This is a genomic window from Micromonospora sp. C97 (assembly GCF_018070385.1).
Lineage (GTDB): Bacteria > Actinomycetota > Actinomycetes > Mycobacteriales > Micromonosporaceae > Micromonospora > Micromonospora parva.
This window is the reverse complement of the sequence record NZ_JAGPXU010000015.1, coordinates 84,246-106,968: the sequence shown is the minus strand read 5'-3', so window position 1 is coordinate 106,968 and position 22,723 is coordinate 84,246. Positions and strand designations below refer to the sequence as shown.

Here is a 22,723-nt window from a genome sequence, read left to right as displayed (position 1 = left end):
CCCTCGCAGGTGGTCAGTTGCCGAGCGCCCGGACCTTGGCGATCGTCTCCTGGACGTGCTGCTTGGCCGGGTCGCCACCCTGGGCGGCCTGTGCCAGCGCCTGACGGTACGAGTCGATCATGCCAACCAGCGGACCAGCGGCAACGCCCTCAAGGGCACCGGCGACCAGCGCCCGCGCCTCGGCCGCGTCCTGTGCCGCCGCTGCGGTCTTGGCCTTCGCCTCGTCCAGCTTCTGCGCCGCCGCCGCCAGCCTCGCGATGATCTGTGCCGCGCTCACGCGCACCTCCCGTGCTCGACCACCAGCTCCACCGCGGAGACCACCTGGGAGCCTACGAGATCCGGGCACCCCACGCGATCGGGCGCTCGTTCCCGCCTCTCCAGGTTCGGACACGAGATCTTGGACAGTTTCCGTCACGTCCTGACGGAAACTGTCCAAGATCTCCAGCAACACCAGCCGGCAGGCCAGGCCGAGGCGGGCTACGGCGACGGCGGGCCGTTCTGGGCCCGGGTGATCAGATCGTGCAGCGGCTTGGTGCCGCTGCCGACCATCACACCGGTCACCACGGCATCGACCCAGACCGCCACCCCGTTCCAGTCGGCACCGGCGACCGCGTGCAGCACGTAGAACCCGCCGGCGCTGGACGCCACGGTGGCCAACCCGCTCGCGAGACCCCACGCGACGATGGTGCGGTTCGCCTTCGCCCGGGCGACCTTGGCCGTGGCCACGGCGATCGCCGCACGGTCGGCCTCGGTGGGGCCGTCGATCCGGCTGTTCGCGTCGGTCATCGTCTGGGACAACGCGGCCTCGGCGGCGCGTCCCGGCAGCCACCGCGAGAACGGTTCGAGGATCCGTTCGACAGCCGCGGCGAAGACCAACAGGGTGAGGAACACACCGGTGGTGTCCTCGGGCTGGATCTTCGCCGCGGAGGCGCCGCTACGCCAGATCAGCCAGCCGGCGACAGCGCCGACGCCGATCAACCCGAAGCCCGCAACCACCGCGCCCACGCCGGCCTGCTGCGACGCGGCGACGACCGACAGCGCCCGCTCCTGGTCTGAGCCGGGCGTCGTCCTCGGTGCGGCAGCATCGGCTTCAGGTGGCGAAACGGTCGTGCTCTCCCGCACCGACACCGGATCCCCGTGAGTGGACACCAGACCCTGCAATTGCCCGACCAACCTTTCGACAGCCGCTCATGAGATGCCGAGGCTGGACATTCCAGCCCCGGTCTCCCCAGCGGAACCGACAGCGCTCGGGGCGCGAGACTACGGCACCGGTGTAGGCACAGTGGAGGCGACGGCCGGGAGGCGTGGCCGGGCACGCGGGCACCGTCGACCGGACCACGCGGGTCGTTCGGCGAGTCGAGCCTCGGCCGCGACGCCAGGTAGCAGCGGTGGCGCACGATCGACGGTGTGGACATGGCGCTGGAGTGGTTGCGGATGTGGGACTGGCTGGACCGGGGTGAACTGCTGCTGAGCACCCTGCTGGCCATCGTGGTGGTCTCAAGCTGGGCGAAGCTCCGGATGCGCCAACTGCGGCGCGGGGCGCCCGAGGAGCGGTACCGCCGATGGTTCATCACCGAGCACCGGGTGTACAACCCGTACCTGGCTGCGCCGGAGACGCTACGACTCGAACGGACCCTGGTGCCGCTGTTCGTCACCGAGGATGGGCAGCCGGACCGGGCAGCCGACGCCGGCGAACGGATCGCCGACCGGGACAGCCACGTCGTCCTTCTGGGTGACGCCGGGTCCGGCAAGACGACCACACTGAAAGCGTTCGGGATCGCGGCCCTCGGCGGCGTCGACGGTCACAGTGGGGACGGGCGGAACCGTGAGGTGCCGTTCCTGGTGCCGGTACGGCTGCTCCGCGGCGTCGGACAACCGGTCACCCTGACCGACTACATCCTTGCGATGTTGCGGTCGCAGAAGGGGTTGGCGCTGACCAGGGAGGAGGCCCACCAGCTCTTCGCCCAGGTGTTGCAGCAGCGGCGCTGCGTGGTGCTGCTCGACGGGTTGGACGAGGTGACGCCGACCGTCTACGCGGCCGTCCGGGACGAGGTGTACCGCTTCCTCACCGACCACACCCCGGAGCTGCCGACCGCCAACGCCCGCATCGTGATCACCTGCCGGCGACTCACGTTCCTGCGGATCGCCGACGACTGGCAGCCCCAGCCGTTCGGTGCGCACCGCAGCTATGTGCTGGCACCACTGCGGGACACCGAGATACTCGCCTACCTGCGGGCCTTCCCGGACCGGTTCCCGGAGGTGGACGGACCGCAGCGCTTCATGCGGCAGCTACACGCATCGGGCACGCTGGGCATGCACCGCAACCCGCTGGTCCTCTCGATGTCGGTCGGCCTCTACGCGGGGCGGAAGTTCCCCGCCATCGCGCACTCGACGGCGCGGCTGTACGACGAGATGATCGACGAGATGCTCGGCCGGCACAGTTTCCGGGCCGATGACCTCACCAGCGGTGCGAACGAGTTCGATCAGGCCGACAAGCTGCGAGTTCTGCGGGAGTTCGCGCTGCGGGCGGCGCTCGGCCCGCCCGGGTTCGGACCGTTCGACCGGTTGACGCTCGTCGACTTCGTGTCGGCGACGGGAGATCGACTACGGCAGAACCTCAACGGCCGCGCCGAGGAGTTCGTCGGCGAGATCATCCATCGGTCTGGGCTGCTCAGCCGTGTCGCCGACGAGCAGTACGAGTTCGTGCACCGTTCGTTGCAGGAGCACCTGGTCGCCGCCGAACTGCTACGCCAACGCGACGACGGCCTACGACTGCTACGTGAGCGGGCGACGGAGCGCGAGTGGCGTCGAGTGGTGCTCTTCTACACCGCCACGGCGGACCAGGCCGTCGTCACCGGCTTCATCGAGGACCTGGCCGACCTTGACCCGGCCCTCGCCTGCGCTTGCCTGGCCGGGGCGGACTGCCTCAACCCGGTCGGATTCGCCGTCCTGGAGCGGATGGCCAAACCGCTGCGCGACCCGAGGCCCGCGGTGATGCTCCCGGCGCTGGCAGCGGTGCTGAGCGCCACGGCCTCGCCCCGCGCGGCGATCCGCGACACCGCGCGCGACCTGGCCTTCACCTGGCTGACGAACGTCGCCGGCGAGGCGGACGCGGCGGACGCGCTCGGCGGCACCCACGAGACGCTGCTCGAGGTGGTGACGATGCTGGTGGAACGGTTGGGGGAGAGTTCCATCAGCCGCTTGATGGTCGCCCGGTTGGTGGGCGTCGTGCCTGATGATCCACGATTCGTCGAGCCGTTGTGGCGGTGCCTACGCACCGCCGAGGGCGCGGGCACCGACGACCCCTCCCTCGTACCGCTGGTCGACCGACTGCTCCGGCTCGCCACCGACCCGGCCTGCTTCCACACGTTGCAGCGTCAACCGGCCGCGCAGCCGAGGTTCGCGACCGCGCTGCTGCGTCAGCAGGTGTATCCGTTCCGGCGCGGACTGGACCGACAATCGAACCTGGTGACCCTGCTGTGCTGGGCCAGGGAGGTCACCGCGGAGGCACCGGACGTCAACCGTTTCCTGGAAGCCAAGGCCACCGACCCGGGCCGCTGGGCCAGCCTTGAGGCGGACTGGCGGCACCGGACCGCCTCGGTCGTCGTTCCGGTCTTCCGGGCGCACCGGGTCGACCGCCACCGGGCCGAGCGGGCGACGGGCGCGACGCTGACCCTGCTCTCGGTGGCGGCGCTCGTCGCGGTCGGCTGGGATCTGGCCCGACCCAGCGGCTTGCTGGGCCCGGTCGGCGGCACCGCGGCGGTCCTGTTGGCGACGGTGGAGCTGGGGCTGGCGCTGACCATGCTGGGGCTGCAGCCCTGGATCCGGATGCGTGCCGTACGGATGTGGCGACCCAACGAGTGGATCGACACCTACGAGGATCCCCGCAGCCGACACTGGTTGGTGCCGGACGGCGGCGACGGCCGGCCGGTGGGCGGCGTCACGGCGTGAGGTACGGCGGGACGTTGGCCGGCAGTCGGGGGCCGGTCTTGCCGAGTTGCCGGTACATCACGACCTTGCCGGTGGCCCGCCCGTCGCCGTTCGCCCGGCCACCGAACGACAGGGTGCCGGACGCCCCGGCGACCTTGTGGGCCAGCGTGAGGTTGCTGAACTGGGTTTGCACGTCGGCGGCTCCGGGCAGGTTGTCTCTCCCGGTGGCCATCCGGATCGCTTTCACAGCGCTCGCGACGGCGTCGTGGTACATCACCGCGTAGCCGTCGTTCAGATTGTCGGACGGGAACTTCTCGTCGACGTGGTATGCCTTGAGGAAGTCCGCGAAGCCCGCCGGCGTACCGGGTCGCCTGCCGATCCAGGCCGGCGCGTCCGCCGAGGAGGCCCAGATCACCGAGACGTTGGCCTCGTCGAGGAGATTCACCTGCTGCGGTGAGAGCTGAAATCCGGTGGCACCGACCATGATGGTCAGTGGGTGACTGCGGCAGGTCCGCTCCCGCAGTGCGGCGGCCAGGCTCGGAAAGTCGGCGACCCGGCCGGCGTAGAACACCATTTGCAGTTTGATGGCGTCGTCGGCCACCGCGTTGCACAGGTTCGTCACCACCGGGCTGAAGACGTTCGGCATAGCTGGATTGCCGACCGTGCCGCCGGCGAAGGCCTGCGGCGGCGCTTTGAGGTAGCCCTTCAGCACACTGGTGAAGGCCTCGGTCAGCGTCAACGGATAGGGGTCCTTGTTCTGGTCGTAGACGACGATTCCGTTGCGGGGCAACGTGTCCGGGTTTTTGTCCAGCAGGTCCTTCAGCGACATCGCGTAGTCGTCGTTGCTCGGCGACACACTGTGGAACGTCGAGTATCGCTCTGCGTTCAGGCTGGTCGCGGAGGTGACCGCCCCGACCATGGGGATGCCCCGCTGGGACAACGCCGACGCGACCCCTTCGGTACCCGTGAAGCTGGAGCCGAGGCCCACGACGGCCACCACCGGATGCTCAGCGTCGCCCAGCGCCACAATCGCCGGAACGAGCGCGTCGAGGGCCGGTTGCCTGCTGCCCTGGTTGACCAGGAGCAACTGCACGGCGGGTGCGTTCTGGTCGCCGAAGGCCGACGAGGTGTTTGCCCGGCGCAAGGCCACGTAGGCGCCCTGCAAACTGAATGTGATCGGTTCGAGGGACATGGCCGAGGCTGCGGGTTTCGGGGCGATGCTCAACGGCGTCAGCAGCACCACCCGGACGTACCGTCGGGCCTGGGCACCAACCTCTCGATTGCTGACGAGGATCTTCTCGGCGACGTCCCGGATCGCGGGGTCGAGCGTGGCACTGTCGGTGACCGGGCCGAGGCATTCCTGGGTGCTGTCGTCCAGCACGCCGGCGCAACCGGCCGCGGAGGGCGTCGGGTCGCTCGTCCGCTTCTGGTCGGGCTCGCTGTCGCAGAAGGCCAGCACACCGACGAGCGCGAGCAGCGCAAGAGCGATGACCCCGGCCATCCCAATCCGTAACGCATTCGTACCCGTCGAACCCAACACCGAACTACCTCCATTTGACCAGAGCCCTGGGACGCAATTTCTGCCGGCGCGCCAGATCCGAGACATTTGCACTTCATTTCTCGGCTCGGGGGCGGCTACCGGCAGACGCGGACACCGTCTCCACCATCGGTCATGCCCAACGAATGGATGCGCTTCAGTCATCTAGCTGACTCGGCACCGCGACCAACCCCTCGGCCTACCGCTCACGACCCCCCGAGGTGGAACGACCCAGATCCTCGGCAAGCGGAATGCACACCGATAGCGCTCGGGGCGCGCACACCGATCAGCGCAGGCCGCGCACCAGCAGCAGATAGGCGCAGTAGGCCACCGGCACCAGCAGGAAACAGATCAGGAACCCCAGCGGCAGATAGCGCGGCGGGGTGCCGGCGACCATCGCGGGTCGTCCCCACCGGCCCAGCACCAGGTACCCGCCGAAGAACGCCACCGCCGGCAGCCCCGCGCAGATCCACGCGCCGAGGGTGAACCCGTCGACCAGACCGACCCCGGAGGCGAGCACCAGCATCAGCATGAGCACCCCGGCCGCCGCGCCGCAGCCGGCGTAGACGGCGACCGCCCGAGCCAGCGGCGACCACGTCGGCAGCAGCACCGGCCGCTGGGCCAGCAGCTCCGCCTGGTGCCCGTGCCGGTCGGCCTCGTCGGCCATCCGCCGGGCCAGCTCCAACTCCACCGCCGGGTCGGCAGCGGCCGCGCGTTGCGCCGGCACCCCACCGCCCGCCGGGGTCACCGCCGTCGGCAGCGCCAGCCGCGCCTCCCCCGCCGGCAGCTCGGGGTACGCCCCGACCCCCGCCCGCCCCGGGGCGCCGGCTGCCCCCGCGGATTACCCGCCCCCGGTTACGGGTGCGGTGGCGGGGCCGAACCCCGTGGCGGACGCCGAACCGGAGCCGGACGGTGGCACCGAGCCGGCAGCGGACACCGAACCGGGGCCGGACGGCGGGCCGGGCCAGCTGGTGACGTCGCCCGACGCCCCGGCCCCCGGGCCAGCGGTCGGGGATGGCTGGTCGACGCCGATCGCCCGGCCGAGCTGGTCGAGGCGCTGCCCCTGGGCGGTCAGCCGCTGCTGGAGGGAGTCGACGGCGGCGTGCAGGTCACGACGGCGCGCGGATTCGGTGGCGGCGTGTTGTTCACCGGCGCGGCGCTGCTCGGAGAGCTGCCGGGCCAGCGCCGCGTACTCCTCGAAGGACACTGTCACCGCTCCCCGTCCGGCTCGTGCCCGTCGCCGACGAACGGGACTATCAACCGGATGCGCTGGTCGTGCCGGTCGATCAGCAGCGCCCGGTCGGCGCGGGGCGTGTAGGTCAGGTCGTGTGCGCCGAGGTGCACTGCCAGCTCGGCGCCGGGCACGTTGAGCGCGACCAGGCAGGCGACGTCGTCGCGGTTCTGGGTGCCGCCGAGGTCGTCGGCGAGCCGACGCAGCCCCCGCCACCAGCCGAGCAGGTGCACCCCCTGCCCGGGGCCCTGACGCAGCACGGTACGCAGGTCGTCCAGCCCGGAGCGGAACGTGTCGGGGTCGGTGGCGCCGAGGACGGGCGCGGCGGCGTCCATCCCGAACACCACCAGGTATCCGCGGCCGGTGGGCTCGGCGGCCAGCGCGGCGATCCGGTCGCGCAGCCCGGTCGCGTCCAGGCGCTGCACCGGGTGGCCGGCGGCCCGCAGCGCGGCCTCGGTGTCGTCGGCGACCGGGTCGGCGGCGGTGACCAGGCAGGCCAGCTGGAACCGGGCGTCGCCGGGGGTGTGCTGACGGGCCAGGCTGAGCGTCGCGGCGCGCAGCACGTCCGCGCCGGTCGGTGCGGTGCCCACCACGGCGAGATGCCGGCCGGGGGTGGTGTCCATGAGGAACAGTGCGGTGGTGCCGTGCACGTCGACGGTTCGGCCGACCAGGGCCATCGGGCGTCGACCACCGGGGCGCAGCCCCGCGAAGGTGCTGTCGTCCTCGATCCGCGCGGCTTCGTACCCCTTGAAGACCGCCGGTGCCCGCGAGCCCGGCGGGCGGGCCTGCCACAGCTCGTGGCGCAACGCGGCGAGGTCGGCCGCGGCGGCGTGCGCGTCGGGAAAGCGCAGCACGGTGTCGGCGCCGACCGCGCCGGCGGCGGTGTTGACCACGGCGGAGCCGACCGGCAGGGCCGCGGCGGCGTCGTTGAGCTGGTCGAGCACCCCACCCCCGCCGGGCAGCGCCACCCGCAACGCGAACTGCCCGAAGATCGCCTCGGCCCGGCCGTAGAGGGCTTCGATGCCGGTCATGCTCTGGCTGGCGAGCACCAGGTGGATGCCGTACGAGCGGCCCTTGCGGGCCAACTCCTCCAGCAGGTCGACCGCCTCGCGGGCCAGCGCGTCGTTGCCGGCGAGCAGCACGTGGAACTCGTCGATGACGGTCACGATGCGCGGCAGCGGATTGTCCCGGGGCAGGTCGGCGAGCTTGGTGACGCCGTGCCGTTTGAGCGCGGTGGCCCGGCGCTGGGCTTCCCGGCGCAGCTCGCGCAGCACCGCGAGACCGTACTCGCGGTCGGACTCGATGCCGACGGCACGGGCGTGCGGCAGCCAGGACGGGTCCCGACCGGTGGGCACGAACTCGGTGAAGCTCACGCCCTCCTTGAAGTCGAGCAGGTAGAGCTGCAACTCGGCCGGCGAGTAGCGGGCGGCCAACCCGTAGAGGACGTCGAGGAGGAAGACGGTCTTGCCGGCACCGGTGCGCCCACCGACCAGCCAGTGCGGGGTGGCGTCGTCGAAGGCGAGCGTCAGCGCGGTGGCGAAGGCCGCCGTCGACCCGCCGCCGGCCCGGCCGATCACCGTACGCAGACCGGTGCTGGCGGACTCGGCCCAGCGCCGTTCGGGCAGCAGGTCGGTGAAGGGCAACGCGTCGGCGCGACGGGTGGCGGTGCCGAGGTGCTCGGCGAGCGCGCGGACCGAGGCGGGCGGCGGGTCGCCGTCGAGCAGGACGCGGGCGGCGAGGCCGCTGCCGTCGGCGCTGAACGGCGCGCCGGGCGGGTCGCCGACGTGTGCGTACCCCTGGTTGAGCCGCACCGCCGTGGTGCCACCCAGCGGCGGCGGAGTCTCGCCGGGCTGCCGGGACGGGTGGCCGGCGAGCAGCACGCACACGGCGGCGGCCGGGCCGGCGTGGGTGAGCGCGGCGAGCCGGGCCAGCTCGCGCGGCGGCGGCGCGGCGGTGGCGACGACCAGCAGCAGGCGGCGGGCGGTCGCCGCACCGTGCTGCGCGGCACGGGCGTGTTTCTCGGCGGCGTCCAGCAACGCGGCCACCTCGGCCTCGCTGGTGGCCGGCGGGTCGAGCACCCCGGCGTCGAGCAGCGGTCGTAGCGGGCCGAAGGTGGCGCCGAGCGTGGCGGTGTCGATGCCGACGACGCGGACCTGACCGGGTGGCGCGGTGGCGACCAGCCGCAGCACCAGCGCCCGCAGCAGCCCGGCGACCTGCGGCTCCCGGGCGTCGGCGTCCAGCGCCAGGTGGTGGCCGCCGCCGAGCGGCACCAGCACCGGGAAGCCGCCGTCCGCTGTGGACGCCGCACCGATCCGCACCGCTGCCGGCTGGTCCGTCAGCGGGGTGACACCCGGGGCGGGGTTGGCCAGCGCACCGCCGAGGCGGGCGAGGCGGACCACCACGTCGTCGCCGACCGGTGCGACGGTCGGTGCCGCCCCGAGGACACCGCGGACGGTGTCCAGGTGCGCCCGGGCCGCCCGGTGGGAGTTGACCGCCTGCCCGTACGCCGACGCGAGCCTGCCCACCCTCTGCCCCCAACGCCACGGCCGCCTGGTCCCAGGAACCCTAACGGACACCGGCGGCGCCCGGACAGTCCTGCGAGGACGTGTCGGTCAGGCCGGGCCGCACACCGCCGGGCCGGGCACGTCGGCCACCCCGCAGCGGAACACCTCCACCGGCGCCCTCGCCACATCGGGCACCTGCTCCACCCGCATCAGGGCCAGTCGCTTGTCGACCGGCTCCCCCGAGTCGGCCGTGAACCGGATCAGCCCGGCCACCCCCGGATAGCCCTGACCGGCGTTCTGCCGCAACACCTCGGCGTGCACCGCCACCGGGTTGACGGCGCTCGGCTCCCAGCGTTGCCGGGGGTCGGCGTGGTGCAGCCGGGCGGCGAGGCTCTCCACCGCCCGGATCAGCATCATCGCCGCGTCGTAGGCGAGGCTGACCCGCTCGCCGACCTGCACCTCGGCGCCCGGCCGGCAGCGCGGCGGGTCGAGCAGGTCGTCGGCCTGGATCCGGGACAGGAAACTGGCCCGCGCGTCGTCGCGCCGGTCCTGGGCGGCCCGCAGCGCGGCGCAGGTGGCCAGGGCCGCCTTCGAGACGTACGTGACGGGCAGGTTGCCGGGTGCGGCGGCGCGCAGCCCGGGGTTGGCCATGTACCGGTTGGCCGAGTCGTCGGCGACGAGATGTCGGGGCGGGTTGCCGCCGCATTCGCGCAGCGCCCGCAGGAAACCGTCGAACTCCGACCATCGGCCGGCGTAGAAGAGCAGCCCGGTGTAGCCGCACTCGTCAATCAGCCGCTGCCCGGTGTGCCACTCGTCGAGGCGGGTGATCCGGGGGCCGAACCGTTGTCGGAGCCCGTCGACGAGGGTGCCCACGTAGAGGTCCTCGGTGAGCGAACTGCCCTCCAGAGTGGTGTAGAAGACGTGCGCTTCGTTGACCTTGAGCACCTGGGTGGCGTACGCGTCGACCAGCTTCACCTGATCGGTGTTCGGCGCGGAGATCTGCAGGTAGAGGCGGGAGTTGGCGTCCATCCTGTCGGCGGAGAGAGTGGGCGCCAGCGCCGGCAGCCCGGCCTGGTTCAGCTCGCGCAGCGCGCGGGCGGTGCTGGTGCGACTCTCCACCAGCCCGACCACCCCGAGCACCGTGGGGTCGTCGCGGGCCAGCCCGGCCAGCATCGCCACGGCCCGGTCGGCGTAGATCATCTGTCGGCCGGCGTTGGCCACCACGATCCGCAGCAGCGCCGCGCCGTCGGCGCCGGCCGACTCCTTCAGCAACGCGTACTGGGCGGTGGCCATCCCTTCGAGTTCCTCGCGCTCGGAGACGTACGACTCCTCGTCCGCGCGGGTCAGGTTTCCGGTCAGGGTGCCGAGGTAGACCAGGGTGAGGAAGGGCCGACGTCGGTCGCTGCGCTGCCAGACCTCCTCGGCGGCCCGGTTCTGCGCGAAGATGCGCCGTTGGACGGTGCGCAGCCGGTCCTGGCCGGGGTCGTTGTTGAACACCTGCGCGGCGCTGTCGCTGTAGCCGACACACTCACCGCTGGGGGCCACCTCGACGGAGACCTGACCGGTGAGCGAGGGGTGACAGCCCGGCCCCCACCGGCTGGCCACCCACAGGCCGAGCGCCGCCACCAGCACCAGACAGAGCGCCGCCGGCAGGAAGCGCCGCGACCACCACGGCGGGTCGGGCGCGGAGAACGGCCGCACTCCGCCCCGCGACGGTGGGCCGGTGTCGGTCTCGTCGGGGCGCAGCGCCACCAGCCAGGTGGCCGGGCGGCGCAGCCGTCGCATCTCCGGCAGCGCCTCGGCCCACTCGTCGTACGCCTCCTCGGCCTCGGTCAGCGGGTGCGGTTCGGGCAGGTCCGGTGGGGGTTGCCCACCGGACGCGACGATCAGCAGCGGGTCGTTGCGCCCGGTCTCGGTGCGGACGTCGCCGATCAGGCGGACCAGTTCCCCGCCGACGTTGCCGGGGGCGACGTGATCGATCAGCAGCGCCGGGTACGCGGTGCGCCGCCAGTCCGACGGGCGCCACGGCCGACGCCGGTACGCCTGCCGCAGGTCCTCCAGGAAGGCGTGCAGCAGCAGCTTGTTGACCTGGTCGGGTTGCTCCCCGTCGCGCCAGCCGGCGGTGAGGCGCTCGGCGAAGCCGAGGAAGGTGACCGACTGCCGGGGCGCCAGGTACTGCTGGCGCATGAACCAGTTGTAGTGCCGGCCGAGCACCGGCACCCGACCGGAGACGGCAGCCCGGAAGACCACCCCCGGCACGGCGCGACGGACCAGCCAGAGCAGCACCTGCGAGACGATGCTGACCGCGTCACCGCCGGAGGGCAACGCCTCCGGCGTACGCGGCCCCTGCGGTCGCGCAGCCGGCGGACCAGAGCCGCGCGGCTGTCGTCGGCGTCGACGCCGAGGGTGAAGCTCTGCTGCATGAGCCAGTCGGCGAGTGGATAGTGCCGGAAGCGCAGTCGGGCGGCGCCGAAGGCCTCCAGGGAGAGCTGCCGGTGCAGCTCGCGCAGCAGCGCCGGCACGTCCCCGGCACCGGGCGGCACGTCGGCGTCCAGCACGGCGTGCGGGACCCGCCGTCGGGGGCCCTGGCCGAAAAACCGGCGCAGCGGCACCACCAGATCCGCGGTGTCGGAGCGGACCAGCCACAGCAACGGCAGCCGGCGGTCACCGCGACGGGGCCGCCGCAGCAGCCGGGCGAGCAGCGCGAAGAGCTCCAACCCGCCGGGCGGCAGTCGCTCCCGGGCCGCTGTCGACTGCCGTTGGCTGATCAACTCCCGCTTGGGCAACTCCGAGCGCCGCACGCGTCACCTCCGATCCCACTCAGTGTGACGCATCGGGTACAGACGCGACGCCGGCCGACGGCCGAGCGCCCACAGGGGACACTCGGCCGCCGGCCGGTGCGGGGGTACGAGGACGGATCCGCGTTGGATCCGGTGGCGCGGAATCGTCAGCCGGTGACCGCGTTCAGCGCCGGCAGGTACCCGTAGCGGTAGCCGTCGGCGTCCGGGTGGTAGGCCTCGATGATCCCGGAGACGTCGTTGATCCACGGGTCGCCGGCGCAGACGCCGTGCCCGGAGAAGGAGGACCGGGTGTCGGCGAAGGTGGCTCCGGCCGCTGTGGCCCGGGCAGACGTGACCGAGGCGAGCACGTCGGCGGCCTCGTTGAGGATGGTGCGCTTGTAGGTGCTCATCGCGAGCCAACCGCAGGAGTTCGTCTCGAACAGGCGCGGGTAGCCGAGGACGATCAGGCGTGCGTTGGGAGCCCGGTTGCGGATGGCGGCGTAGGTCGCGTCCAGTCGGGCGGGCAGCGTCGTCGTGGCGAAGGTCTTGGCCGTGTTGACGGCGTTGGTGCAGGACGAGGTGCTGCCGAATCGGCAGCTGGTGATGACGTTGACGAAGCCCGCGTCGTTGCCGCCGATGGTGATGGTGACCAGGGTGGTGCTGGCGCTGAGGGCGCCCACCTGGTTGTTGAGCACGTCGGCGGTGACAGCGCCGCCGCAGGCCGGGAAGCTGAAGGTGGTCACGCCGTGGGCGGCCGCCCAGAGCGGGGCGTACGACTTCTGACTGCGCAGGCAGCCGGACAGATCGTACGGACCGGCGCCGACGCCGGAGGAGTACGAGTCGCCGAGCGCGACGTAGTTGACGGCGGCGGCCTGCGCGGTGCCGGGCACGAGCACGGCGCCCAGAGCGGCGGTGAGGACGGCGACCAACGCGGCCAGCGCGCGGGCCAGCGGACGGTGGGGCATGACGGACCTCCACAGAACGGGGATGGTGGGATCCTGCGACCGCGCGCGTGGCCAGGGGCGGAACGGTTGTTACCAGGCGGTAATGCTATCGAAACATCGACATCAATGGAATAGCGCGACCACGCCGCGCGGCGGGTCGGCGACGTTCACAGTTGTCGATTAGGTTGACGAGGCGAACACCCCGATGGAGGGAGTCCACCCCGTGCGACGAGCACTCACGGCGGCCACCGCCGCCCTGACCCTCACCACCGCCGGCACCATGCTCGCCGGCACCCCCGGCCAGGCGGCCCCGACGGGCTGGGGCCGGCCGGTCGTCACCGCCGCGCCGCAACCCGGCGCGCCCGGCCTGGGCGACAGCTACTTCCCCGACTACGGCAACGGCGGCTACGACGTCGAGCACTACGACGTCCGGCTGCGCTACGACCCGGCCACCGACCTGCTCACCGGCACCACCACCATCCTCGCCACCGCCACTGAGGACCTCTCGACGTTCAATCTGGACTTCCTGCTCGACGTCGAGTCGGTCCGGGTCAACGGCTGGGCGGCGACCACCAGCACCGCGGGGGCGCACGAGCTGGTGGTCACCCCGGCCCGCACGGTGACCCGGGGTCAGCAGCTCACCATCGTGGTGCGCTACTCCGGCGTGCCGTCGGAGACGCTGGTCGGCGGCTACACCGGCTGGACGCGCACCGACGACGGCGCGCTCGCCGTCAACGAGCCCGAGTCGGCGTGGTGGTGGTTCCCGAGCAACGACCACCCACTGGACAAGGCCACCTACGACATCTCGGTGTCGGTGCCCACCGGCGTCGAGGTGATCAGCAACGGCGTGCAGCCGAGGCCCCCGGCGGCCGAGGCCGGCAACCGCACCCGGTGGATCTGGCGGACCACCACCCCCACCGCCACCTATCTGGCCTTCATGGCCATCGGCCAGTACGACATCGTCACCGACACCACACCGGGCGGCCAGTCGGTGATCAACGCGTACAGCACCTCGTTGGGGGCGCTCGGGCCGGCCGCGCGGGCCAGCATCGAGCGGACCGCCGAGATCGTCGACTGGGAGAGCGGGATCTTCGGCCCGTACCCGTTCGAGGCGCAGGGCGGCGTGGCCGGGCCGGTGGACGGCATCAGCTTCGCGTTGGAGACGCAGACCCGACCGGTGTACGGGCCGGGTTTCTGGCGACGCGGCGCCAACACCTACGTGGTGGCCCACGAGAACGCCCACCAGTGGTTCGGTGACTCGGTCTCGGTGGCCGAGTGGCGCAACATCTGGCTCAACGAGGGCTTCGCCTCGTACGCCGAGTGGCTGTGGTCGGAGGAGCAGGGCGAGGGCACCGCCCAGGAGGTCTTCGACTTCACCTACGCCAGCTACCCGGCCGACGACGAGTTCTGGCAGGTGCTGCCCGGTGACCCGGGTGCCGCCCGGGTCTTCGACAACGCCGTCTACGACCGGGGCGCGATGACCCTGCACCAGCTGCGGTTGGCCGTCGGCGACGACGCGTTCTTCGAGATCCTGCCGGCGTGGACCGCCGAGCACCGGTACGGCAACGCCACCATCGAGCAGTTCCAGGCGCTGGCCGAACGGATCTCCGGTCTGGACCTGGACGACCTGTTCACCACCTGGCTGTTCACCGCCGGCCGCCCCGACGTGGCCAGCGTCGCCCGCAAGGCCGCCGCGCCGACCGAGCCGAAGTCCTGGGCCAAGATCCGCGAGGCCCACGACCTGATGTCGCACTGAAGGTTCGACCACTGCTGAAGATCCGCGCAACTTCAGGGAGGCACCACGTTCCTGTTGTTGCGCGGATCTCGGCGTGGGGTGGACGGCGCGCTCACCGCGATGTCGGTGCCGGCCCGGCGGTGGCCAGCTCCCTGAGCTGGGTCCTGTTCGACGCGACAGCACCGGCGTCGGCGGGCGCGATGACACAGACCGCCCCGGTGGGCCGCACGATGCGGGCGGCCCGGAACGCCGCCCGGTGTACCGGATGGCGGGGCCGCGGCACGACCAGCGCGAGGGTAGCCGTGCGGGCGCGCTGCCGGTCCAGCGCGACGCTCGCCGCCACCGTGGCGATCGCGGCGGCCGATCCGGCGAGGACAAGCGTCTGACGGGGCCCGGCGTGTTCGGCGAGCCAGCCCAGCAGCGGGGCGCCGACCGCGGCGGAGACCGAGCCGGTGACCGCCAGGGCGGCGAGCACCCGCCCCCGCATCGCGCTGTCGGTGTCGAGTTGGGCGCGGGTGCCGACGGTGGTGTCGATGACCACCGCGGCGGCGGCGATCGGCAGGATCACCGCGGCGAAGCTCCAGGTGCCCGGTGCGAGACCGGCGACGATCTGCAACCCGCTGGCGAGCAGGCCGGCGACGACAAGCGTCCGGTAGCCCAGCGATCGCCGTCGGGCCGCGACGAGCGCGCCCACCACCGTGCCGACAGCGAACACCGTCGACAGCAGGCCGTACCCGGAGGCGCCGGCGTGCAGCGGGCCGTCGCTCATCGCGGCCATCGTCACCTGGTAGTTGCGGCCCAGGCTGCCGAGCACGAACGACAGGGCGAGCGCGAGGAGCAGCACCGGCTGCCCCCGCAGGTAGGTGAACCCGGCGCGGACACCGCCCCGGTTCGGCCCGGCGTCGGGCACCGCGAGTCCGGGCACGGCTCCCTGGCGTACGGCGAACAGCGCCACCACCACGGCGATGAAGCTGGCCGCGTTGATGCCGAACAGCAGGGCGGGGCCGACGGCGGCCACCACCACGGCACCGAGGCTCATGCCGAGGATGCGGCCGGCGGAGTTGGTGAGCGAACCGAGCGCCAGGGCGTTGCCCAGCGTCTCCCGGTCGACGAGGCTTGCCGCCCAGCGCCCCATCACCGGGCCTTCGACGGCCGAGACGGCACCGGTGGCCAGCGAGATCGCGAAGATCAGTGGCAGGCCGCCGACCCCGGTCAGGGCGACCGCCGCCAGTCCGGCGGCGAGCGCCGCGTGGGCGCCCTGGGCGGCGATCAGCAACGGGCGGGCGGGCAGCCGGTCGGCCAGCACGCCACCCCACACGCTGAGCAGCAACGTGGGCGCCGCCTGGAGCAGCACGGCGAAGCCCATTGACGTCGCCGAGCCGGTCTCCTTCAGCACGTACCAGTTGACCCCGAGGACCTGCATCCAGGTGCCGACGACGGAGACGAAGCCGGCGAGCGCCCAGATCCGGTAGTTGCGGTGGCGCAGCGCGGCGAAGGTGGCACCTCTGGCCACGGCGATCCTCCAGCGATCGGCAGCACGAGCATTCACACCGATCGCGGCGCGGTTCGGCAGCCGACAAGTCTTGTCGGCTTAAACCCTTTTGCCCACTTTTGTGAGCGGCTTCACCAGCGGGAATACCCGGCCGGTGCGGCAGCGGACCAGCCGCACCGGCCGGGCGCCCGCAGCTCAGCGAGCGGCGAGAGCCTGCGCGTCCGGGCCCACCGGGGCCGGCAAGGCACCGACACCACCCAGATAGCCGTGGATGGCGGCGGCCGCCGCCCGCCCCTCGGCGATCGCCCAGACGATCAGCGAGGCGCCCCGGTGCATGTCACCGGCCACGAACACCCCGTCGGCGGCGGTCTGCCAGTCGTCGCGGGCGTCGACGGCGCCCCGCGGGTTGCGGGCCACGCCGAACTGGGCCAGCAGCGGCTGCTGCTCGGTGCCCTCGAAGCCGATCGCCAACAGCACCAGATCGGCCGGCAACTCCCGCTCGGAGCCCGGCACCACCGTGACGATCCGCCGGCCGTCGCGCTTCTCCACCGTCACCTCGGCGATCCGCACCGCCCGCACCTGACCGGTGCCGTCGTCCACGAACTCCTGCACCGCCACGGCGAAGACCCGCTCGCCGCCCTCCTCGTGCGCCGGGTAGCTGCGCAGCACCCACGGCCAGGTCGGCCACGGGTCCCGTGCCTCGTCGCGCTCCTGCGGCGGCTGCGGGTACAGGTCGAGCTGGTGCACGCCCGCGGCGCCCTGGCGGTGCGCCACCCCGAGGCAGTCGGCCGCCGTGTCACCACCACCGATGATCACCACGTGCTTGCCGGCCGCGTCGATCGGGGTGCCGTCGGGCAGCACCGCCCGCCCCGGCCGCCCCTCGCCGGTCACGGCGACGCCCGGCTGGTCGGTGGTCGCGGTGGCGACCGCGCGATTCGCCGCGACCAGGTGCGCCATCGCCTGGTGTACGCCCCGAAGCGCCCGCCCGCGGGTCTCCGGGGTGTCCCGGCCCTGCAACGCCCCACACGCCAGCAGCACCGCGTCGTGCTCGGCACGCAACTGCTCGGCGGTGACGTCCACCCCGACGTTCACGCCCGTACGGAAGCGCACCCCCTCGGCGGTGAGCTGCGCCAACCGGGCGTCGATGTGCCGCTTCTCCAACTTGAAGTCGGGGATGCCGTACCGGAGCAGACCACCGATCGCGTCGTCGCGCTCGTACACCGTCACCGCGTGACCGGCGCGGGCCAGCTGCTGGGCGGCGGCGAGGCCGGCGGGCCCGGAGCCGACGACGGCGACCGACCGGCCCGACGGCGCCGGCACGGCGCGGGGGGTGAACCCACGCGCGGCGGCGGCGTCGGCGATCTCCACCTCGACCTGCTTGATGGTCACCGGTTGACCGCCGGAGATGCCGAGCACGCAGGCCGCCTCGCAGGGCGCCGGGCAGAGCCGGCCGGTGAACTCCGGGAAGTTGTTGGTGGCGTGCAGCGACTCCACAGCGGCGTCCCAGTTGCCGGTGCGCACCAGGTCGTTCCAGTCCGGGATGCGGTTGCCCAGCGGGCAGCCGTCGTGACAGAACGGGATGCCGCAGTCCATGCACCGGGTGGCCTGCTCGCGGATGAGGTCCTCGCCGGCCGGCGGGTAGACCTCCCGCCAGTCGCTGATCCGCACCGGCACCGGGCGGCGGGCCGGCAGTCGCCGGTCGTAGCGCAGGAAACCGTTCGGGTCAGGCACGTGCCACCTCCTGGGCAGCCACCCGCGGGGCGGGCGGCACCGGCATCGCCGGCACAGCGGGTGCGGTCAGTTCTGTCATGACCGCGTCGTCGACGTCGCGGCCGGCGGCTTCGGCGGCCCGCATGATCTCCAGCACCCGGCGGTAGTCGCGGGGCACCACGGCGGTGAACTCGGCGATCGCCTCCGGCCACCGCTTGAGCAGTTCCTCGGCGACCGCCGACCCGGTCTCGGCCACGTGCCGTTGGACCAGCTCGTGCAGCAGCGACTGCTCCTGCTCGCCCAGCGGCATCAGGTCGACGAGCTCCGCGTTGACGCGGGCCCGGTCCAGGTGGTGCACGAACGCCGTGCCACCGGACATGCCGGCCGCGAAGTTCCGGCCGGTCGCGCCGAGCACCACCACCGTGCCACCGGTCATGTACTCGCAGCCGTGGTCACCGACGCCCTCGACCACCGCGACAGCGCCGGAGTTGCGCACCGCGAACCGCTCCCCCACCCGGCCGCGGAGGAAGACCTCGCCCGCGGTGGCCCCGTACAGGATGGTGTTGCCGGCGATGATCTGGTCCTCCGCGCGCTGGCCGGGCGCGGCGTCCGGGTCGAGGAACGGTGCGGCGGCGTCCGGACGGACGATGAGGCGACCGCCGGAGAGGCCCTTGCCCACGTAGTCGTTGGCGTCGCCGTGCAGGCGCAGGGTCACCCCGCGCGGCAGGAACGCGCCGAACGACTGCCCGGCCGTGCCGTGCAGCACGAACTCGATGGTGTCCTCGGGCAGGCCGGCGCCGCCGAAGCGACGGGTCACCTCCCCGCCGAGCATCGCGCCGACGCTGCGGTGCTCGTTGCGCACCGCCACCTCGACCCGCACCGGCGCCCCCTCGGCCAGCGCCGGACGGGCCAGCGCGATCAGCTCGTTGTCGAGGGCGTGCCTAAGGCCGTGGTCCTGGGCGCGGACCCCGCGGCGGGCCGCACCGGCGGGCAGCTCCGGCAGGTGCAGGACGGGCGCCAGGTCCAACCCGTGTGCCTTCCAGTGCGCGACCGCCGGGGCCACGTCGAGCAGCTCGGACTGCCCGATCGCCTCCTCGATGGACCGGAAGCCCAGCTCGGCCAGGTAGCCCCGGACCTCCTCGGCGAGGAAGAGGAAGAAGTTCTCCACGAACTCCGGCTTGCCGGTGAAGCGCTCCCGCAGCACCGGGTTCTGGGTGGCGATGCCGACCGGGCAGGTGTCCAGGTGACACACCCGCATCATCACGCAGCCCTCGACGATCAAGGGCGCGGTCGCGAAGCCGAACTCCTCCGCGCCGAGCAGCGCCGCGATCAGCACGTCCCGGCCGGTCTTGAGCTGACCGTCGACCTGCACGGTGACCCGGTCACGCAGCTTGTTGAGCAGCAGCGTCTGCTGGGCCTCGGCCAGCCCCAGCTCCCACGGGGTGCCGGCGTGCTTGAGCGAGTTCAGCGGAGACGCGCCCGTGCCGCCGTCGTGCCCGGAGATGAGGATGACGTCGGCCTTCAACTTGGCCACGCCGGCAGCGACCGTGCCGACACCCACCTCGCTGACCAGCTTGACGTGCACCCGGGCGGCCGGGTTGACGCACTTCAGGTCGTGGACGAGCTGCGCCAGGTCCTCGATGGAGTAGATGTCGTGGTGCGGCGGCGGGGAGATCAGACCCACGCCGGGGGTGGCGTGCCGGGTCCGGGCGATCCATGGCCAGACCTTGTTGCCGGGCAGCTGACCACCCTCGCCCGGCTTGGCGCCCTGGGCCATCTTGATCTGGAGGTCGTCGGCGTTGACCAGGTATTCGCTGGTCACGCCGAACCGGCCGCTGGCGATCTGCTTGACCGCCGAACGGCGGGCCGGATCGTGCAGCCGATCGACGTCCTCGCCGCCCTCGCCGGTGTTGGACTTGCCGCCGAGCCGGTTCATGGCGATGGCCAGCGTCTCGTGCGCCTCCGCCGAGATCGACCCGTACGACATGGCGCCCGTGGCGAACCGCTTGACGATCTCGGAGGCCGGCTCGACCTCGTCCAGGGGCACCGCCGGGCGGACCCCGGTACGCAGGGTGAACAGCCCGCGCAGCGAACCGGCCTGCGCGGCGAGCGCGTCGACTTTCGCCGTGTACTGGCGGAACACGTCGTACTGCCGGCTGCGGGTGGCGTGCTGGAGCAGGAAGACCGTCTCCGGGTTGAACAGGTGCAGCTCACCCTCGCGGCGCCACTGGTACTCGCCGCCGACCTCCAGCCGGTCGGAAGCCGCCGCGCCGGCCGGCGGCCAGGCCAGCGCGTGCCGGGCGGCCACCTCGGTGTGCACGCCCGCGAGACCCACCCCGCCGATGCGGCTGGGGGTGCCCCGGAAGTAACGCTCGACCAGCCGGGTGTCCAGGCCGACCGCCTCGAAGACCTGCGCGCCGCAGTACGAGGAGACCGTCGAGATGCCCATCTTGGACATGATCTTCAGGACGCCCTTGCCGAGCGCCTTGGCGTAGTTGCGCACCGCGGCGGCGGGCTCGATGCCGGCCAGCGCGCCGGTGGAGATCAGATCCTCCACCGACTCGAACGCCAGGTACGGGTTGACCGCCGCCGCGCCGTAGCCGATCAGCACCGCCGCGTGGTGCACCTCCCGGCAGTCGCCGGACTCGACGATCAGCGCCGCCTGCGTACGTGTCTGCTCCCGCACCAGGTGCTGGTGCACGGCGGCGGTGAGCAGCAGCGACGGGATCGGTGCCAGGTCGGCGTTGGAGTCCCGGTCGGAGAGCACCAGGATGCGCACGCCGTCCTCGATCGCCTCGGAGACGTGCCGGCAGATCTCGGTCAGCCGTGCCTTGATCCCGGCGGCCCCCTCCCTGATCCGGTACAGCCCGGAGACCCGCACCGCCTTGAAGCCGGGCAGGTCGCCGTCCTCGTCGATGGAGAGGATCTTCGCCAGCTCGTCGTTGTCGATGATCGGATGCGGGAGCACGATCTGCCGACAGCTCGCCGCGCCCGGGTCGAGCAGGTTGCCCTCCGGCCCGATGGTCGACGCCAGGCTGGTCACCAGCTCCTCGCGGATGGCGTCCAGCGGCGGGTTGGTGACCTGGGCGAAGAGCTGGTGGAAGTAGTCGTAGAGCAGCCGCGGCCGGGTCGACAGCGGCGCGATCGGGGTGTCCGTACCCATCGAGCCGAGCGGCTCGGCGCCGGTGCGGGCCATCGGCGCGAGCAGGATCTTCAGCTCCTCCTCGGTGTAGCCGAAGGTCTGCTGCCGGCGGCGCACCGAGTCGTGCGTGTAGACGGTGTGCTCGCGGGCCGGCAGGTCGTTCAGCTCGATCAGCCCGGCGTGCAGCCACTCGCCGTACGGCTCGGCGGCGGCCAACTCGGATTTGATCTCCTCGTCGTGCACGATCCGCCCGGCCACGGTGTCGACCAGGAACATCCGGCCCGGCTGGAGCCGCCCCTTCGCGACCACGTGGGCCGGGTCGAGGTCGAGGACGCCCGCCTCTGAGCCGAGCACCACGAGCCCGTCGTCGGTCTGCCACCAGCGCCCCGGGCGCAGCCCGTTGCGGTCCAGCACCGCGCCGACGATCTCGCCGTCGGTGAACGCCACCGAGGCCGGACCGTCCCACGGCTCCATCAGGCTGGCGTGGAAGCGGTAGAAGGCACGCTTGGCCGGGTCCATCCCGGGGTCGTTCTCCCAGGCCTCCGGAATCATCATGAGCACCGCGTGCGGCAGGCTCCGCCCGGCCAGGTGCAGCAGCTCCAGGACCTCGTCGAAGTTCGCCGAGTCGGAGGCGGCGGGCGTGCAGACCGGGAAGATCCGCCGGATGTTGCCCGGCACGTTCGGCGAGCGCAGCAGCGCCTCACGGGCCTGCATCCAGTTGCGGTTGCCCCGGATCGTGTTGATCTCGCCGTTGTGGGCGATGAACCGGTACGGGTGCGCCAGCGGCCAGGACGGGAAGGTGTTGGTGGAGAAGCGGGAGTGCACCAGCGCGATGGCGCTCTCCACCCGCTCGTCGCGCAGGTCGGGATAGAACGCCGGCAACTGGTCCGGCGTGAGCATGCCCTTGTAGACCATGGTGCGGCTGGACAGCGACGGGAAGTACGCCGGAACGCCCCGCTCGGCGGTCTCCCGTTCGGCCTGCTTGCGCAGACAGAACGCCACCCGGTCCAGCTCGATGCCGCGCAGCGGGGAGCCGGCCGGCCCGCCGGGCGCGTCGGTCAGCCGGTGCGCGGCCAGGAAGATCTGCCGGACCCGGGGCATCGCCGCCAGGGCGGTCTCGCCCAGGTCACCCGCGTCGGTCGGCACGTCCCGCCAGCCGAGCAGATCGGCGCCCTCGACCAGCGCGTACTTCTCGACCACCCGCCGGGCACGCGCCTCGGCGGCATCGTCGTCGGGAAGGAACACCAGCCCGGTGGCGTACTCGCCCGCCGGGGGAAGCGCGACGTCGGCCACCGCGCGCAGGAACGCGTCGGGCACCTGGATCATGATGCCGGCGCCGTCGCCGGTGTTCGGTTCCGCGCCGCGGGCGCCCCGGTGGTCCAGCCGACAGAGCGCGCCGAGCCCGTTGGCGACGACCGAGTGGGAACGCCGGCCGTGCAGGTCCGCCACGAAGGCCACGCCGCAGGCATCGTGCTCCTGCGCTGGGTCGTAGAGGCCCTGGGCGGCCGGACGGGGGTGGGGCGTCGGGGACGCCTGCGGGCTGTGCGGGTGCGGCTGTGCTGTGTCCGCGTACGGCTGAGCCACCGGGCCTCCTGTCGTCACTCAGGTTGGATCATGATGGGGACGACGTCGGCCCGTGGGTCTATTGAGTCTACGTTAGGGCCGGGGTCGCACGGCCACCCGAGATTGATCACACCGTCCACTGGCTGGGACGTGTA

13 protein-coding genes are annotated in these 22,723 nt (G+C 72.5%); 2 read left to right on the top strand and 11 right to left on the bottom strand.

Translation table 11 applies throughout. The annotated features are described in order from the left end of the window. Positions 1–13: 13 nt before the first annotated feature. Positions 14–277: a DUF6244 family protein gene (locus KBX26_RS33030; protein ID WP_030334392.1), complete on the bottom strand. Its 264-nt coding sequence runs from the start codon at positions 275–277 to the stop codon at positions 14–16. Positions 278–477: 200 nt separating this feature from the next. Continuing rightward, entirely contained in the window at positions 478–1,005 is a 528-nt protein-coding gene (locus KBX26_RS20400) for a hypothetical protein (protein WP_210866172.1), read from the bottom strand. A gap of 408 nt (positions 1,006–1,413) precedes the next feature. Between KBX26_RS20400 and KBX26_RS20395 the strand changes: the two genes are divergently transcribed. Then, the gene (locus tag KBX26_RS20395) at positions 1,414–3,951 is read left to right on the top strand and encodes an NACHT domain-containing NTPase (RefSeq protein WP_030334396.1); all 2,538 of its coding nucleotides are present in this window, start codon (positions 1,414–1,416) and stop codon (positions 3,949–3,951) included. On the opposite strand, the gene KBX26_RS20390 is transcribed toward KBX26_RS20395, so the two are convergent. From KBX26_RS20390 to KBX26_RS20365, 6 genes are all read right to left on the bottom strand, one after another. Then, complete coding sequence (locus KBX26_RS20390) at positions 3,941–5,536, bottom strand: hypothetical protein (protein WP_210866171.1); 1,596 nt, start codon at positions 5,534–5,536, stop codon at positions 3,941–3,943. The genes KBX26_RS20395 and KBX26_RS20390 overlap by 11 nt on opposite strands. A 217-nt stretch (positions 5,537–5,753) precedes the next feature. Then, entirely contained in the window at positions 5,754–6,215 is a 462-nt protein-coding gene (locus KBX26_RS20385; RefSeq protein WP_307857867.1) for a hypothetical protein, read from the bottom strand. 93 nt (positions 6,216–6,308) lie between these two features. Further along, a complete protein-coding gene (locus KBX26_RS20380; RefSeq protein ID WP_210866170.1) occupies positions 6,309–6,674 on the bottom strand; it encodes a hypothetical protein in 366 nt (121 codons plus the stop codon). Between the two features lie 2 nt (positions 6,675–6,676). After that, a complete protein-coding gene (locus KBX26_RS20375; RefSeq protein WP_210866169.1) occupies positions 6,677–9,223 on the bottom strand; it encodes an FtsK/SpoIIIE domain-containing protein in 2,547 nt (848 codons plus the stop codon). An 87-nt stretch (positions 9,224–9,310) separates the two neighbouring features. Then, positions 9,311–11,527 carry a hypothetical protein gene (locus tag KBX26_RS20370; protein WP_247680870.1) on the bottom strand — a complete coding sequence of 739 codons (2,217 nt, stop codon included), beginning with the start codon at positions 11,525–11,527 and terminating at the stop codon, positions 9,311–9,313. A gap of 622 nt (positions 11,528–12,149) precedes the next feature. Further along, positions 12,150–12,947 (bottom strand): SGNH/GDSL hydrolase family protein, encoded by a 798-nt coding sequence (locus tag KBX26_RS20365; RefSeq protein WP_030334407.1) that lies wholly within the window; start codon positions 12,945–12,947, stop codon positions 12,150–12,152. Positions 12,948–13,131: 184 nt separating this feature from the next. On the opposite strand from KBX26_RS20365, the gene KBX26_RS20360 reads away from it, so the two are divergent. Next, positions 13,132–14,682, top strand: coding sequence for a M1 family metallopeptidase (locus KBX26_RS20360; protein ID WP_247680869.1), 1,551 nt, complete (start codon positions 13,132–13,134; stop codon positions 14,680–14,682). Positions 14,683–14,773: 91 nt separating this feature from the next. Here the strand turns inward: KBX26_RS20360 and KBX26_RS20355 are convergent, their stop codons facing one another. From KBX26_RS20355 to gltB, 3 genes are all read right to left on the bottom strand, one after another. Further along, on the bottom strand, positions 14,774–16,174 hold the full coding sequence (locus KBX26_RS20355) for an MFS transporter (RefSeq protein ID WP_210866167.1): 1,401 nt from the start codon (positions 16,172–16,174) through the stop codon (positions 14,774–14,776). Positions 16,175–16,348: 174 nt separating this feature from the next. Beyond that, entirely contained in the window at positions 16,349–17,884 is a 1,536-nt protein-coding gene (locus KBX26_RS20350; RefSeq protein WP_030334412.1) for a glutamate synthase subunit beta, read from the bottom strand. Continuing rightward, positions 17,877–22,589, bottom strand: a complete 4,713-nt coding sequence (gene gltB, locus KBX26_RS20345) for a glutamate synthase large subunit (protein WP_210866166.1) — start codon at positions 22,587–22,589, stop codon at positions 17,877–17,879. Before gltB ends, KBX26_RS20350 begins: the two co-directional genes overlap by 8 nt. Positions 22,590–22,723: the final 134 nt, after the last annotated feature.

Coding starts and splice junctions, on each gene's coding strand:
- KBX26_RS20395 (WP_030334396.1), top strand. CDS start 1,414: ATGGCGCTGGAGTGGTTGCGGATGTGGGACTGGCTGGACCGGGGTGAA.
- KBX26_RS20390 (WP_210866171.1), bottom strand. CDS start 5,536: ATGTCTCGGATCTGGCGCGCCGGCAGAAATTGCGTCCCAGGGCTCTGG.
- KBX26_RS20365 (WP_030334407.1), bottom strand. CDS start 12,947: ATGCCCCACCGTCCGCTGGCCCGCGCGCTGGCCGCGTTGGTCGCCGTC.
- KBX26_RS20360 (WP_247680869.1), top strand. CDS start 13,132: ATGGAGGGAGTCCACCCCGTGCGACGAGCACTCACGGCGGCCACCGCC.